The sequence below is a fragment of the Arcticibacterium sp. SM2516 genome, assembly GCF_057914865.1.
The window spans coordinates 2,353,474-2,369,600 of record NZ_CP195290.1 but is presented as its reverse complement, the minus strand read 5'-3'; the positions used below and the strand labels follow the sequence as shown (position 1 = coordinate 2,369,600).

The window sequence follows — 16,127 nt, the reverse complement described above, 5'->3', positions numbered from 1 at the left end:
ACCCTAAAGAACTATGTCTCTCAAAAGAAGAAATTTTATTCAGAAAATTGCTTATTCCGTTTCCATTCTAAGCGTAAAGGATGCCTTTGGAAATACAGGAAAATTTGATTTAAACCAGCTTAAATTTTCTCAAAGTACCTTAAAAAAGGATTTCCGAAAAACAAATAACCGTGTTTGGCTCGGAGAACAATTTTGGAGTATTCCGCTGGAAGACTGGCGAGTGAAAAATGGAAGAGTTGAAAGCGACGGAATTGTGAAAAACGCTAGCGTAAATCTTTTAGGTTATCAACTTCAAAAAGGAGATGGTATGTTCTCTTTATGCTGTAAGGCAGGTTTGATAAAATCAGAAAATGACAATGCCACTTTTGGTTTTTCGGTAGGGGTAAAAGATACGACAGACCCAGAAAGTACTTCAGCGGCTTGTTATTTTGGAAATGGAATAAAAGTAGGAATCAGTTTAAATAAGGAGATTTTTATAGAAAATGACCTTAAAAAACTTAGTAGTGACTTTGATTTAAATGAGTTTGAATTAAAACTGACTTCGATTACAAAAAATAACATTTCAGAACTTATCTTAAGGGTAAAGGATAAAAAAGGGAGGACGGAAGTTTTATCAAAAAGCATTTCGCAAGACCTATCTGGCTTGATGGACATATGCCAATTGGAGAAAGGAGCTTCTTTTTGGTGGAACAAATTAGAACTTGAGGGTTCAAAAGTTATAGAAAGTCGGAAAGACACTTTTGGCCCTATTTTTTGGTGTATGTACACTTTATCTGACCAAACTTTAAAACTTACTGCTCAATTTCCTCCCATTTCTGAAGAAGACAATCGGTCTAGTCATCTGGAACTTCAAAAAAATGGGGTGTGGGAAAGTGTACAAACACAACAGATTGACAGGGATGCTTTTACGGCTGTGTTTAAGGTGAAGGATTGGACAGAAATGAAAGATACACCCTACAGGGTTGTATATGAACTGGATGGAAATACGCATCATTATCAGGGCATCGTTAGAAAAGAACCTAAAGGAGATTTGTTAAAGTTAGGTGCACTTACCTGTCAACATGCCATGGGTTTTCCATATAGGCCTTTGGTAGAAAATCTAAGTAAGAGTAATCCTGATTTACTATATTTTTCTGGTGACCAGATTTATGAGGAAAATGGTGGATACCCCATTAAACGTGAACCCGAAGAAAAGGCTATTTTAAGCTATTTGGGGAAATATTATATGTTTGGCTGGGCTTTTGGTCATTTGATGCGAGACCGTCCTACGGTTTGCACGCCAGACGATCATGATGTTTTTCAAGGAAACCTTTGGGGAGAGGGTGGTAAGTTGCTTTCTATAGATGAATGGGACGCTCAGCGTGATGCCCAAGGTGGTATGGTACAAACAGCCAAAATGATAAATGTGGTGAATAAAACCCAGTGTGGGCATCTTCCCGATGCTTTTCATCCTGAGGTCTTACCTTCTGGTATTAGCACGTGGTATACACACTTAAGGTATGGTGGGGTAAGTTTTGCGATTGTGAGCGATAGGATGTTTAAGTCGGGACCTGAAATGATTAGAAAAGGTCAGGGAAGAATAGACCATGTGACGGTAAGATTAAATGCCAATGAACTGGAGTCCGAAAGCTTATCTATGATGGGTAATACTCAAATGGAATTCTTAAAGGATTGGACAGAAGATTGGAAAGATGTGGATATGAAAGTAATGTTGAGTCAAACGCTTTTTGCCAATGTGGCCACACATCATGGACCTAAAAAGGAATTTCTCTATGGCGATTTAGATTCTGGTGGATGGCCAAAAAAGCAAAGAGATGAGGTCTTGAGACTGATGCAAAAAGCAGCAGTATTTCATGTAAATGGCGACCAACACCTTCCCTTCTTGGTACAATATAGCATAGACCATGAACAAGATGGAGGATGGACGTTTTGTACGCCAGCTGTTTCTACGGGTTATCCAAGATGGTCTAAGCCAGACAGCATAAACGTTCCTTATATAAATAGACCTGCTCATGGTCTTCCTAATACCGGTCTTTACAGAGATATTTTCGGAAACGATAACTTCGTATTTGCGGTTGGAAATCCTGAAGAAGAGTTTGACCAAGAAAAAAATAGATATGTAAAAGCTCAGAAAAAAGCCTCAGGCTATGGCTTTATAACTTTCAATACCCAATCCAGAACCATTAAAATGGAAGCCATCCGATTCTTGGCTGATTTATCGAAGAATGTTCCAGGGAATTCTTACCCTGGCTGGCCATTAACCATCAAACAAATGGAAAATGACGGTAGACGAGCAATTGGCTTTTTACCGAAAATAAAAACCACCAAACCCAATCAGGTTTTTAAAATATACCTAGAAAGTACTGGAGACTTGGTATCCGCAACGCGAGCTTTAGGATACATCCATAAGCCTGCAATATTTATGAATGGCACTTACAGAATATCCATAGGGGAGGGCAAAAACTTGAAAGTGTTAAGCGGAGTTAATATAAGCTTAGACCCAGAAGAGGAAATAAGTATTTAGGATAGTGTTCAGTTCTAGTATAGGTCTCAAAATAGCGGTATGACTTATAATTTCTCACTTTAGGATAATATAAAGGAATAGTGTGTTAATTCAGGTTTACTCACTTACCTTTTTATCGTGTTGTTTTGTACCATAAATCTATGACACCCTAATGAAGAGGATAATTTTATTGCTGTTATTAATAACGCCATTGGCTGGCTTTACCCAAAAGCAGCCCAACATTGTTTTACTTTTTGCTGATGATGCCGGTTATGCCGACTTCGGTTTTCAAGGTAGTAAAGTAATGAAAACACCCAACCTAGATAAGCTCGCCAAGCAAAGCATGAGATGTACGCAGGCTTACGTTTCTGATCCTACCTGCGGTCCATCCAGAGCGGGTTTATTAACTGGGAAATACCAGCAGCGTTTTGGTTTTGAGGAAAACAATGTTCCTGGATACATGAGTGCCGTTTCTGCAGTTGACGGAATAGAAATGGGATTGCCGGTAGAAGAAAAAACAATGGCCGACTATTTAAAAAAGTTGGGCTATCGTTCGGCTATTTTCGGCAAATGGCACCAAGGAGGAGCAGATAGGTTTCATCCTTTAAAAAGAGGCTTTGACGAGTTCGTCGGTTTTCGGGGTGGAGCGAGAGATTATTTTGCTTACACAAAACCACCTGAGGAGGTTCAAAATAAATTGGAATATGGATTCAATAATTTCCAAGAGCCTACCCAATACTTGACGGATTTGCTAGCAGAAGAAGCGATTTCATTTATGGGAAAAAATAAGGAAAATCCGTTTTTTGCTTATGTGGCTTTTAATGCCGTGCATACGCCAATGGATGCCACCAAAGAAGATTTAGCCCAATTTCCAGAACTCAGTGGCAAAAGGCAGCAAGTGGCAGCCATGACTTTGGCATTGGACAGAGCTTGTGGGAAAATATTAGATTATTTAGACCAAAATGGTTTATCTGAAAATACCATTGTGATATTCACGAATGATAATGGTGGCCCGGTAGACCATAATGCTTCCGTGAATTTACCCCTGGCAGGAGCCAAAGCCACACACCTAGAAGGTGGTATTCGTGTACCCTTCTTAATTCGCTGGCCAGGAAATATTCCACCAAATAGCACCTATAACTTACCCATTAGCACTTTAGATTTATTGCCTACATTTTATGTTGCAGGAGGCGGAAATACAAAAGACTTAGAAAGTCTAGATGGGGTAAATGTGATACCTTTTTTACAAGGGAAAGCGTCGGGTCGACCGCACGACATTCTGTATTGGAAAAAGGATGCTAGAGCGGTGGTGCGTGAGGGCGACTGGAAGCTTATTAGATTTCCTGATAGACCTGCAGAACTTTACAGGATTGATGAGGATATCTCAGAGCAAAATGACTTGGCAGCTTTAAATCCAGAAAGGGTAAGGAAAATGTATAAAATGATTTTCGACTGGGAAAAAACTTTAGAAAGACCAAGGTGGATGCTTCAAAAGAAGTATGAGCAGTTAGATATTGAGCTGATGGATAAATATAGGAAAGTTAATTAAAGGGTTAAAAACGCCATTTTTTAATATTTATAGTCTGAAGTCATGAAAAGAACAGTTTTAGTTTCTAGTCTTTTAATGGGTCTGTTTTTAATAAGCTCAAGTTTATATAAACCTGACGGAAGACCCAATATTATTGTAATTCTTGCCGATGATTTGGGTTATAATGATGTCGGCTTTAATGGTTCACCAGATATTAGAACACCTCAATTAGATAAGTTGGCACACAGCGGTACGATGATGTCTTCGGCTTATGTGGCTCATCCGTTTTGTGGGCCTAGCAGAGCAGGACTTATGACAGGTAGATATCCCCATGTCATGGGTTCTCAGTTTAATTTACCAGCTAATAGTGAAGATTTAGTTAGAGACGGGATTCCACTTAATGAAATTTTTATTAGCAATGTTTTAAAGGAATCGGGGTATCATACTGGAGCCATAGGGAAGTGGCATTTAGGTGCTGTTCCACAGTTTCATCCAAATAAAAGAGGATTTGATGAATTTTACGGTTTTTTAGGTGGGGGTCATAAATACTTTCCTGAGCAATATAAAGCGGCTTATAAAAAGCAAAAAGAAGCAGGTGCTAAGATTATCTTTGAATACCTCCATCCCTTAGAATATAATGGGAAAGAGACTTCCAATGAGACGGATTATCTGACAGATGTGCTTTCAAATGATGCCGTCAGGTTTGTGAATGACGCCTCTAAAAAGGATGAACCATTCTTTTTGTACTTGGCCTATAATGCACCTCATGCTCCTATGGAAGCTATTGAGGAAGATTTAGCGGAGTTTTCTGATATTAAAGACCATAAAAGAAGAACCTATGCCGCCATGGTGTATGGATTAGATAGGGGAGTTGGAAAACTGGTGGAAGAATTAAAAAGAACCCATCAATACAACAACACCCTCATTGTGTTTTTAAGTGATAATGGCGGAGACACCGCTCATGGAGCTTCTAATTTGCCATTGACAGGTAGAAAAGGGGATACCAATGAGGGAGGCTTTAGAGTTCCCATGTTTTTTCACTGGCCAAATGGTATCAAAAGTAACGTGGTCTACGAACACCCCGTTTCGGCATTGGATCTGTATCCTACGTTCGCTGCATTGGCTAAAGCTAAGATACCAGAGGGTAAAGTATTGAACGGAAAGGATGTTTTGAAAAGTATTAATAGCAACAAAAGTGCTCGTAAAGATGAAATGATTTTTGCGATGCGTCACCGTTCAGGATATAGCGATGTCGGCGTAAGGAAAGATAATTGGAAAGCTTTAAAAACTGGAAACGATGAATGGAAACTCTTTGACCTAAAGCATGATATTTCGGAACAAAAGGATTTGAGTATCCAGCATCCTGAATTATTAAAAGAAATGGTTCAGAGTGCTCAAAACTGGAGTAAGACACATACAGCACCTCGTTGGTTTGACCCACAAGAGCTGCGTCAAATATGGGAAGAAAAGGAAATGGGCAAATTTAAAGAAACCTTTGTCTTGAAAGATTTAAGGTAATATAAGATAATCTAAAGTCAATTGACGCGAAGCCCTTCGGCTCAATTAGAACTTACTTTGTTATAAAATAAATTCAAGATAATAGCTCTATTAAATGCCTGGAGTCAGGTTTTAGTAAACTTTAAAAGTCACCCATTGAAAATGAAAAAAATAATTTTGCTTTTCGCAAGTATGTTTTCACTGCAGGCAGCAATAGCCCAAAACGCAGGGATTATCAATAATACAGCCAGCCCCAATGTTAAACTTAAAAGTATTGACATTGGCGATTGCCAGTGGACCGAAGGTTTCTGGGCAGACAAATTTAAGTTGGCTGAAACGGTCATGGTGCCTTATATGGGTGAGGTATTAAAAGGCGATATTGGACATGGGCTTAATAACTTTAAAATAGCTGCCGGTTTAAAAGAAGGTAAGCATGAGGGTTTTGCTTGGCACGACGGCGACTTCTACAAATGGATGGAAGCGATGAGTTATGTGTATGCTCAAAACAAGGATCCAAAAATTCAGAAAGAATTGGACGAGATTATAGCCATTATTGCTAAAGCCCAAATGGCGGATGGTTATCTTCAAACTCAGATTCAGCTTAACCCAAATGTTGATAGATTTGAAAATAGAAGATACCATGAAATGTATAACAGTGGTCATTTATATACCAGTGCATGTATTCATAACCGTGTAACGGGTCAAACCAACTTTCTGGATATTGCTATAAAGCATGCTGATAATCTATATTCGGTATTTATGCCAGAAAGTCGCAATTATGGCCGATTCGGTTTTAATCAGACTCAGATAATGGGCTTAGTGGAACTATACAGAACCACCAAAGACCAGCGATATTTAAAACTTGCCGAGAAGTTTATCAATAACAGAGGAAAATACGGAATCGATGAAAATGCGGCTACCAAGGGTTATCCGGTAGGGGATATGGTTCAAGAAAGAACGCCGCTGCGTGAATCTACAGAAGCGGTAGGGCATGCCGTACTGGCACTTTATTATTATGCAGGTGCTGCAGATGTGGCCGCAGAAACGGGAGAAGTGGCATTACTAGACGCTCTAGATAGGCTTTGGGATAATGTTACCAATAAGAAAATGTATGTTACTGGAGCAGTAGGTCAAACACATTATGGGGCGTCTACCAATAGAGATAAAATAGAAGAGGGATTCATAGACGAATATATGATGCCTAATATGACAGCCTATAACGAGACCTGTGCCAATATCTGTAACTCCATGTTTAACTACCGCATGTTGGGCTTAAAAGGAGAGTCAAAGCACGCCGATGTGATGGAGTTGGTACTTTTTAACAGTGCTTTATCTGGGATAAGTGTCACAGGCAAGGAATACTATTATGCCAATCCTTTAAGAAAGATAGAAGGCTCTAGAGATTATTCCAAAATGAATACAGAGTATGCAGAGCGTCAGTCGTATTTGGAGTGTTTTTGCTGTCCACCTAACTTGGTTCGTACCATTGTGCAAGTGTCAGGATGGGCTTATAGTTTGTCTAAAAACGGTATAAGTGTTAACCTATATGGTGGTAACAAATTAAAAACGAAACTATTGGATGGTTCTGCGTTCGAGATGACCCAAGAAACGGATTACCCTTGGAAAGGTGCCGTTAAAATGACTATCCAGGCCTGTAAAGAAGCACCTTTCGATATGCTTGTAAGAATTCCTGATTGGGCTGTGGGTTCTAAAATTAAAATCAACGGGAAAGATGCGGGTATTAAAACGGTGGCAGGAACTTATACGACCATAAACCGCAAATGGAAAAAAGGAGATGTGATTCAGCTGGATATGCCCATGGAAACGAGTTTGGTGCAGGGGAATGATAGAATAGAGGAAGTTAGAAACCAAGTAGCAGTAAAACGTGGCCCTGTGGTTTATTGTATGGAGTCTCCTGACTTGCCAGAAAATGTAAAAATAGTTGACGTTTATATGAATGGTGACGCTGAGTTTAAACCTGATTACCAATCAGACTTCCTAGGTGGACTTACTACTTTGAAAACCGAAGTCATGCTAAGAACAGATAAAAGGGAAGGGATGTATACCAAGGTTTCAAAGCCTGTTTTTAAGCCTTTCAAAACGCAAATGGTTCCTTACTATGCATGGAGCAATAGGGGACAGGCAGAGATGTCGGTATTCTTGCCCGTGATTTGGAAATAGGAGTTTAAATAAACAGACCTTAAACGAATTCTTTATAATAAAAAATAAGCCCAACATGAAAAAAGTATATATGCTCATATTGGGCTTATTGATAATCCCTTCGCAGCTGTTTGCACAAAAGCAGCCAAATATTCTATTTATTGCAGTGGACGACCTCCGTCCAGAATTAGGCTGTTATGGTTCTCCAATAGCCAAGACACCTAATTTCGACCGATTGGCTGCCCAGTCTTTGCTCTTTAATAGAGCATATTGTCAGCAGGCCATTTGTAGCCCGTCTAGAGCTAGTATCATGACAGGTGCAAAACCAGAGTCTATCAATGTCATAGAAAACTTCTCTTATTTTAGAGATATTAATCCAGACATCATCACCTTGCCTCAGCAGTTAAGGGCTCATGGTTATGAAACCGTCTTTTCTGGAAAGATATTCCATCCAGGTTATACCGACGACGAAAAATCATGGAGTAAAAAAGAAGCCAACGTAAAGTTTGATGCTTCACTACCTAAACTTATAGGAGGTTATGCTTCACCAGAAAATCAGGCCATTTTTATAAATAATAAAAAAGCCATAGAGGCCAGTAACAGTGAAGACGGTAAATATGGTTTAGGACGTGGCCCTGCCTATGAAAGTTATGATGTTCCAGACCTCACTTATCCAGACGGTCAAAATACCGAACTAGCCATTGCCACTTTAAAAGAGTTGGTTCAAAATCCAGAGAAACCATTTTTTTTAGGACTGGGCTTTAAACTCCCACACCTAGATTGGATTGCCCCTAAGAAATATTGGGATTTATTTCAAAGAGAAGAAATCCCACTGGCAGATTATGATTACCCGCCTAAAGATGGAGCTGCAGTGGGTCTTCATGCTTCGTTTGAACTAAGAGCTCGCTCTGGGATACCAAAGTATGACAAAATAGATACAGAGCTGGCCCTAACTTTAAAGCATGCCTATCTGGCGAGCGTTAGTTATGTGGATGCCCAGTTAGGGCGTATGTTGGATGCTTTAGAGGCTTCTGGACAAAAAGACAATACCATAATAGTACTATGGAGCGACCATGGCTGGCATCTGGGCGACATGGGCGTATGGGGGAAAGCCACCAATTATGAAATAGGAACCAGAGTTCCTTTAATGATTTCTACACCACAGATGCCCGTAAATGTTAGAGGTCAAAAGACAGATGCCATTGTGGAGCTTTTAGATATATTTCCAACGCTTTGCGATTTAACCCATACTTCCAAACCTTCCCATTTGGAAGGAAAGAGTTTAGTGCCGCTTTTAGAAAATGTGAATACCAAGTGGAAAGAATCGGCATTTAGTCAGTTTCCCAGTCCTGCTTTAAGAGAATGGGCCGCCAATCCGCTATCTGAAGGTATGCGAAAGACCTATTTTGGGGCTTTAATGGCGGATTTAGAAGTAAAGATTGAAGAACAGGAAAAGGAGAAATGGGATAGAGACTTATTTGAAAACCACTTAATGGGTTATGCCATCCGCACAGACCGTTATCGTTTTATAGCTTGGAAAGATAGAAGGAACCCAGACTCTGAGCCCGTATTCCTTGAACTTTATGACCATAAATATGACCCTAAGGAAACGGTAAACATTGCTTTACAAAGAAAAGGGGTCTGTAAAAAGCTGTTGTCGCAAATAAAAGAGGAGTACAAATGACCTTTTTACTATAAGTTCAATCACAAATCATAGCTGTATTATTTGCTTATATACTATATATAGGAGAAGGATACTGCTATATATTTTATGCTCTTTAAAAGAGGTAAGCATATTTGAGTAATTTGGACAAAAAAGGATATTGCAATTACATTTACTGTTTTTGGCAATATTAAAATCCATTTTTCTTCTTAAATAAATTTCTGGTGCGTGCCAAACGGCTGCGTTTTTAGGGTCAAATATTTAAAATGGCCACAATTTTTTCTACTCCCCTTAATTTTTTTTGAAGTTTTCTAAGTGCCTTAGCGGTGAAGCTTGAAAACGCCACCCTTTAATAATCTATTGATTATAAGCCCCTAATGCATGATAAATGAACGACAAATACCTGAAGTTTGTCTATTTTCAGGTACGTAAGTCACTGGTTTATAACATTTTACGTAGGTGTGTTTTTTCTTTTGTGAGGCTGTATTGGCACGATGTTTGAAATTAATCAATCAGACTTCATTGCTACTTATCAAATAGTAATTGCCATGGATGTATTTAAATATTAAATATATAAACGTAAAAAAATGAAAAAAGAATTAGGACTACTTACTTTCGCTCTAGGAACGCTTTTATCAATGACAGGTTTTGCTCAAGACTCAGAAACAGACAATCATGTAATAACCATTAAAGTACCAGATGTTGCTTTACTAGATTTAGAAACTACAGTTTCTAAGAGCTTTGACGCTGAATTTATCCAAGAAGATAATGAAGCAGGTGAAAAAATAAAAGATGCAGTTGATAATACGGATACTTGGTTAAACTATTCTTCTATTCTAACAACAGAATCTTTAAGAAGTGTTTATGTAAAAGCTAATGTATTGGTAGCTGGAATAGATATTAGTGTAAATGCTGCTGCCGCTGCTACTGGTGCAAAGGGTACTTTAGGTACCACTGCTGGTAAAACGACATTAACATTAGCTAATCAAGCCATGATTACTGGAATAGGCAGTGCTTATACAGGAACTGGTAACGATAAAGGTCATAAGTTAACCTATACATTTGAGGCTTTAGATGATAGCTATGGTCTATTAAGAGCAAAAGATACTGACGTTACAGTGACCTATACGCTTGCAGATTCAAATTAGAATTGTTTAAGAACTGGCGGGCTTTGCTGCCTTGCCAGTTCTTTTTCTTTTAACTGACTTCTTTCCTGATGAAAAAAAATATTATTCTATTCTTGCTATTCTTACTATGTACCTGTCAGTCTCTTAAGGCTGCTGTTGTTATTTTAAACGGGCTCACACATGTACATAACATAGGAGGAAATCAAAGCATTAGCGGAAGCGTGGTGCTTAGAAACGAGTCTGATGTGCCTAAAAGGGTTATCTTTTATAAAGAGGACGTCACCGTTCACTGCGGAGAAGATGTAAAATACGGAGGAGGATGGCATAAGCGTTCACTTACCAAATGGTTAAGTACCACAGTAGATGAGAAAACGCTTGAGCCTTTAGAAGAGTATACGCTGTTTTATACCATAGACGCACCAGCCGATATGGAAAGTGGCTCCTACTGGACCGTACTGATGATAGAAGGAGCCAACCCCGTAAACGAAGTTCAGCCTAATGGAATTTCTGTAAATTCTGTGATGAGATACGCGGTTCAAATCATTGGTGATAATGGCACTTCAGGAAAATCTGGACTACTGGTGAGCGACTTAAGCATGAATGATGTCAGCGATTCTACCAAAATGATGCATGTGACGGTTAGAAATGACGGTCAGTTTTCTGAGAAAGTCAAATTATACCTTGAAGTATATGATGAAGATGGTAATCATGTTGAGACCTTTAAAACACTGAGCAGAAGAATATATCCTGCTATGTGTTCCTCTTATGCCTTAGAATTATTTGGCTTAGTTAAAGGTAGCTATGAGTCGGTTTTGGTCATGGACAATGATAATGATCTTTTTGCCTCCAATATCTCCTTAGATATTGATTAGTTTATCCAGTGTTCTTTCCTATTAAATTCTTAATTGTAAAGATTGAAAAATGTCGTTTACATATTATTTCTTACGCTTATCCGGTTTTGTGCCTTTGGTCAAAACCTGGAGAATATCCGCGTTGTAAATAAACTTGAAAACGTAAAACCTGGTGCTTACTTTTCTTTATTTCTGGAAGTGGAGCAAGATTTTCAGGAATCTTTTCCCGAAAATGAATCGGTTCTAAAGATTCCGGAGGGTTGGAGCATTCTTTCAGAAAAAAAAATAAATAAAGAGTCCGGAATGCGGTATATGTATACCATATCCACCTCCAAAGAAACGTCCTCTAAGTCCCATTTCTTAAGTTTTGGACTCTACATCAAAGGCAACATTATTGCTTATAAAAGTATTGAAGTTAAGATTTCAGAAACGTACTTTTTGGAGATCATTCCATTGGAAAAGAAAGAGTATGTGATAGAGGGAGATACCTTGGTAACCTCTTTTTTAATTCAAAATCTGGGAAATGCCTCGGAGAAAGTTTTTTTAAGTAGTACAACGGGTCGCTTAGTATCAGATACTTTAACCATCCAACCCAATGCCAGTAAAGTAGTAAAGGTGACGCAAATAGTTCCCTTTACGAAACAAACAAGCTGGCATATATCATCAGATATCCACTTAAAAGTAGCAAATAGAATTCCCTTGTATCAGGTGGTTTCTATTCCCGTCTATACGGATAGACAAAAAAAACTGGATAATCATTTGAGATTACCTATAGTGGCAGGTCTTAATTATGTCAACTACAAACTTGGGAATGTCAACTTTAGTGCATTACAATTTGATGTAAGCGGAAAAGGCCATTTAGACTATGGAAAGAAACACTATGTAGATTTTGTGGCTTTGGGTCCAAGTAATACATCCCTACCAACCCTTGGGGGCTATAGCCAATACTCCGCTCTTTATAAGTACAAAGAACAAAGTATAGTTACACTGGGCGATTATTCCAACCACGTTTCAAACTTGTTGGAATTTGGACGTTTTGGAAGAGGGGTAAAGCTAGAACAAAAAATAAATAATAATACGGTAAGTGTATTTTTTCAAAAAAGTAGATTCTCTAGCAATCAGAAATATGCTTTTGGGGGGAGTTATGAGCTGCAACTAGAGCATAAGAATAGCGTGAAATTCAATTATATGTCAAAGAAGCTGTCAGATAATGCTGGTGAATTTATGTCTAATCTTGTAAGCACTTCGGGATACTTTAATTGGAAAAATTTAGAAATAGATGCCGAGGTTAGTTTTGGTTTGGCTAAAAATAAGCTGGATATGGCCATTTATAGTAAAGCCCGATATAAGATAGGTAAATTACTGCTTCAAAATCAGCTGACAAAGGCGGGTAAAAATTATCATGGTTTTTATAACAATAGTAACTTTTTTCTTAATGCTATTAATTATCAAATCAGTAAAGAATTATTTATAGGTGTTAGCAATAGCTATTCCCTTGTAAATCCTAGCCAAGATATATTTAATTCAGCCGTCTCGCCTATAAGTAAATCAAATTCCATTTTTATGAACTATACCATAAATCGGAAGAATACGGTTGCATTAAATTATACCAATCAAGAAAGGGAAGATAGGATGGAAATTTCCTCTTTTCATTATAAAGAGAGTTATGGTAATTTTTCTTATCGGTATACTTCAGAAAGGCTAGAAATTAATTCTCAAACACGTTTTGGTAAAACAGCCAATCTATTGGTATCGGATACAGAAAAAAGTAGAAAATCTTACGGCACCACCTTGCAGCCTCATGTGGCCATTACCCCTTGGCTGAATTTAGGAGGATATGCGGAATATCAACATACCAATAAATTCTCATCGGATAACAGTAGCCAAAATTTAATATATTATGGAGGAAATGTCAGCATGAATTATAAAGATTTTATACGGCTAAACTTCATGTATCGTAATAATTATGCTCCCGATGAATTGTTTGAGAAAAGAAATTATAGCAATGCCTCCTTATCTTTTAATTTCAAGAATCACTCGCTTTCTTTGGTTGGCGGACGAGCTTTTTCACCATCCATGGTGGATAAAGGGCAAAATTCCTCCTTTTTCTCTATTAAGTATACCGTTAAACTGAACCCGAGCGTAGCAAAGGACGAGAATATTGGTCAGCTGAGTGGAAAACTCATTGCATTGAATGCTGGTATACAGAAAAAAGGGATTATGGTAAGACTGGGGCCTTATACCGCTTTGACAGATTCCTCTGGGAGTTTTCATTTTAATAATATAAGTCCTAATAAATACATTTTTTCTATTCCACCGACTTTTGAACTGGCAGGTGTGGTTTCTCAAGAAAAAACACCTTTGGAGGTAAATATTGTGGCTAATAGAACCGAATATTTAGAAGTGGGCTTGGTGAAAACGGGTGGAATAGCTGGTGTCCTTGACTTTAGTATAACAGAAAAATATAGTATCGCCAAGGACGGGCAAAATAAACCTACAGTCTTGGTAAAGTTAACAAATGGGGAAGAGAGTTATCTGACCACCGTGACTAAGGATAATAGATATTCCTTTAAGGAAATAAAGCCAGGGGACTGGAAGCTTACCATGTATATTCCTGGAAATCAGCGAGAGTATGAGATTACGGACAATGTTTTAAACATTCAGATAGCTTCGAGTAAGATAGAAATGGCTAATTTTACCTTGAGATCTATTGAACGGAAAATTCAAAGTACGGGTCAGGAGTTTCATCTGTCGTCAACCAATAAATGAAATACATATTTGGCTTACTTTTCTTAACTGGGACGCTTTTCGGGCAGTCTACGGTTGCGATTAATTTTACGTTGCCAAGTATTTCAAAAATGGATATCGAACCCTCAGGTACTGCACTGACTTTAGCACTGACCTCACCTGCAGAGTCCGGCACCTCCGTTTTGGATGCTCTTAAAGACTCCTCTAAATGGCTTAATTTCACTTCTGCTGTAGGTCCTAGTACCTCTAGAAGAATAACCGCTGAGGTGCTAGAGACTAACATTAATGGGCTAAGTTTAAAAATGGGTATTGCCAACTATGCGGGTAATGGAGGCGGTGTCTTAGGTACTTCAACATCTTCAATTATCCTCAATAATACTGCTCAAGCCATTATCAATGGCATAGGAGGAGCATATACTGGTGATGGTACAGGTAAGGGGTATAATTTAAGCTATTCTTTAGAAATAGCAAATTTCAGCCAATTGAGGAATGTTACGAAATCGTTTACCGTTAAATTTACTATGTCCGACAATTAATGAGAATCATAGCCTTCCTCTTATTGGTTTTTAGTGCAATTGACCTTTGTGGTCAGAACATGGATGTAAGTCAAGGATGGACGTACGTTGTGTCAAGTACGGCCATAACGGAAGCTGGTAATGACTATAGTGGTGTATTTGAAAGCCCAACAGATCAGACGCTCATTGATTTTAAAGGTTTAGGTGGGATTACGGGATATACCTTATCTGTAAAAATGAGTAGTAGCACTTGGCCTTCTGCGTTGAGTATTTGGATAAGAAGAACTGGTAGTGGTACTCAAAGTGCGTCAACCATAAGTGGGGGTACAAACTATTTCCAATTAACCACCACGAATCAGTCATTCTTCACGGCACAAGCTCTCAGTGGAACAAGGAAGGATGTGCCGGTGCAATACCAAATTCGTGGTGCGTCCGTTACGATTCCTGCTCAAGCCTATTCTGCGAGTATTATCTATACGGTATCAAATTTTTAAGCTTTAAATTGGCCCTTGAGTTATCATAAAATGACAATCATTTTAAGGTTCCAAGAAAGAAACACCTTCTAAATGCTCTTTAACAGATTCCGCTAAATTCAGTTCTAAAAACTGGGACACTGTAGGGAAGATATCCACGATGGCTAAGCCGTTTTTGAATCTATCGTTTACGCTCGCTTTATTGGTGGCTATCCAGGTGGTTCTTTCTCTGTCGGTTTGTCCACCATGTCCTTTACCATCTTCTGGGCTTCTGCCATGGTCTGTGGTAATAATAATTAGCCAATCTTCATGATGTACTTTTTCTCGCTTTTGAATGGCGGCATAGATTTGACCCATTTGTTGGTCGGCTAGCTTTACGGCTGCAGTCATTTCTGGGCTATCGCCATATTTATGGCCTATGTCGTCGGTGTATTCCAGATAAACCCATGATAGGGTAGGTACATCTTTTTCAATGCTCCTTGCGGCTTCTTTTACCACCAGCTTGTCAATGTTCTTAATGAATTCCCTTTCTTTATCGTGTGGGAAGGCGAGCGTGTCGTTTTCGTATCCATCAAAAATATAATCCAGCTTTAAGTATTGGGTTTCCGGCCGTCCTTCTCCTAAGAGTTTTGTCCTGTTGTCTTCCCAAGTAGAGTAGATACCCAATTTGATATCTGGCTGGCTTTCCTTTGCCGCCTTGAAAATGCTAGGATAGCTATAGTTGGGTTCTTTGATGCTGTTCCCCCAAACATTATGTTTGTTTGCCCATGTACCCGTAAGCATGCTGTTATAGCCTACTGCAGATATAGTGGGAGATTGAGAAATACCGCCTTTCTCTCCACCTACATAGGCCCTGGCATAGGCACCCGTTTTAGCGATTTGGTCTATGTTTGGCGTGGCTGTTTTTTCTAATACATCGGCAGGAATGCCATCCAATAAAACCAAAAGGCATTTTTTCTCCTGACTGTAGCTATTTAAGAAGAAAAGAAAAAATAACAGAGCTAAAGTGGTTTGCTTCATATTGATAATTTAATAGTCGCAAAGTTCTTCTTTTGAATGTAT

Annotated in this window: 11 protein-coding genes; 10 read left to right on the top strand and 1 reads right to left on the bottom strand. The window is 38.6% G+C overall.

The window, feature by feature from the left end:
• The first annotated feature begins 13 nt into the window (after positions 1–13).
• The 10 genes from ACSBFT_RS09810 to ACSBFT_RS09765 all read left to right on the top strand — a co-directional run bounded on the left by ACSBFT_RS09810 (position 14) and on the right by ACSBFT_RS09765 (position 15,086).
• Positions 14–2,524, top strand: a complete 2,511-nt coding sequence (locus ACSBFT_RS09810; RefSeq protein ID WP_489604467.1) for an alkaline phosphatase D family protein — start codon at positions 14–16, stop codon at positions 2,522–2,524.
• A 151-nt stretch (positions 2,525–2,675) separates the two neighbouring features.
• The gene (locus ACSBFT_RS09805) at positions 2,676–4,052 is read left to right on the top strand and encodes a sulfatase (RefSeq protein WP_489604466.1); all 1,377 of its coding nucleotides are present in this window, start codon (positions 2,676–2,678) and stop codon (positions 4,050–4,052) included.
• 42 nt (positions 4,053–4,094) lie between these two features.
• A complete protein-coding gene (locus ACSBFT_RS09800) occupies positions 4,095–5,549 on the top strand; it encodes a sulfatase-like hydrolase/transferase (protein WP_489604465.1) in 1,455 nt (484 codons plus the stop codon).
• Positions 5,550–5,690: 141 nt separating this feature from the next.
• The gene (locus ACSBFT_RS09795; protein WP_489604464.1) at positions 5,691–7,709 is read left to right on the top strand and encodes a glycoside hydrolase family 127 protein; all 2,019 of its coding nucleotides are present in this window, start codon (positions 5,691–5,693) and stop codon (positions 7,707–7,709) included.
• 55 nt (positions 7,710–7,764) lie between these two features.
• Complete coding sequence (locus ACSBFT_RS09790) at positions 7,765–9,372, top strand: sulfatase (protein WP_489604463.1); 1,608 nt, start codon at positions 7,765–7,767, stop codon at positions 9,370–9,372.
• A gap of 566 nt (positions 9,373–9,938) precedes the next feature.
• A complete protein-coding gene (locus ACSBFT_RS09785; protein ID WP_489604462.1) occupies positions 9,939–10,499 on the top strand; it encodes a hypothetical protein in 561 nt (186 codons plus the stop codon).
• Between the two features lie 68 nt (positions 10,500–10,567).
• Positions 10,568–11,350, top strand: a complete 783-nt coding sequence (locus tag ACSBFT_RS09780) for a hypothetical protein (protein WP_489604461.1) — start codon at positions 10,568–10,570, stop codon at positions 11,348–11,350.
• A gap of 42 nt (positions 11,351–11,392) precedes the next feature.
• On the top strand, positions 11,393–14,098 hold the full coding sequence (locus ACSBFT_RS09775; protein WP_489604460.1) for a porin family protein: 2,706 nt from the start codon (positions 11,393–11,395) through the stop codon (positions 14,096–14,098).
• Positions 14,095–14,613 carry a hypothetical protein gene (locus ACSBFT_RS09770; protein ID WP_489604459.1) on the top strand — a complete coding sequence of 173 codons (519 nt, stop codon included), beginning with the start codon at positions 14,095–14,097 and terminating at the stop codon, positions 14,611–14,613. The genes ACSBFT_RS09775 and ACSBFT_RS09770 overlap by 4 nt, the downstream gene beginning before the upstream one ends.
• Positions 14,613–15,086 carry a hypothetical protein gene (locus ACSBFT_RS09765; RefSeq protein WP_489604458.1) on the top strand — a complete coding sequence of 158 codons (474 nt, stop codon included), beginning with the start codon at positions 14,613–14,615 and terminating at the stop codon, positions 15,084–15,086. The genes ACSBFT_RS09770 and ACSBFT_RS09765 overlap by 1 nt, the downstream gene beginning before the upstream one ends.
• 42 nt (positions 15,087–15,128) lie before the next feature.
• Here ACSBFT_RS09765 and ACSBFT_RS09760 read toward each other — a convergent pair whose 3' ends face one another.
• A complete protein-coding gene (locus ACSBFT_RS09760) occupies positions 15,129–16,085 on the bottom strand; it encodes an alkaline phosphatase family protein (RefSeq protein WP_489604457.1) in 957 nt (318 codons plus the stop codon).
• Positions 16,086–16,127 lie beyond the last annotated feature (42 nt).

Bases quoted from the DNA above. Each gene is read 5' to 3' on its own strand.
- ACSBFT_RS09785 (WP_489604462.1), top strand. From the start codon at position 9,939: ATGAAAAAAGAATTAGGACTACTTACTTTCGCTCTAGGAACGCTTTTA.
- ACSBFT_RS09805 (WP_489604466.1), top strand. From the start codon at position 2,676: ATGAAGAGGATAATTTTATTGCTGTTATTAATAACGCCATTGGCTGGC.
- ACSBFT_RS09780 (WP_489604461.1), top strand. From the start codon at position 10,568: ATGAAAAAAAATATTATTCTATTCTTGCTATTCTTACTATGTACCTGT.
- ACSBFT_RS09770 (WP_489604459.1), top strand. From the start codon at position 14,095: ATGAAATACATATTTGGCTTACTTTTCTTAACTGGGACGCTTTTCGGG.
- ACSBFT_RS09795 (WP_489604464.1), top strand. From the start codon at position 5,691: ATGAAAAAAATAATTTTGCTTTTCGCAAGTATGTTTTCACTGCAGGCA.
- ACSBFT_RS09760 (WP_489604457.1), bottom strand. From the start codon at position 16,085: ATGAAGCAAACCACTTTAGCTCTGTTATTTTTTCTTTTCTTCTTAAAT.
- ACSBFT_RS09790 (WP_489604463.1), top strand. From the start codon at position 7,765: ATGAAAAAAGTATATATGCTCATATTGGGCTTATTGATAATCCCTTCG.
- ACSBFT_RS09800 (WP_489604465.1), top strand. From the start codon at position 4,095: ATGAAAAGAACAGTTTTAGTTTCTAGTCTTTTAATGGGTCTGTTTTTA.
- ACSBFT_RS09765 (WP_489604458.1), top strand. From the start codon at position 14,613: ATGAGAATCATAGCCTTCCTCTTATTGGTTTTTAGTGCAATTGACCTT.
- ACSBFT_RS09810 (WP_489604467.1), top strand. From the start codon at position 14: ATGTCTCTCAAAAGAAGAAATTTTATTCAGAAAATTGCTTATTCCGTT.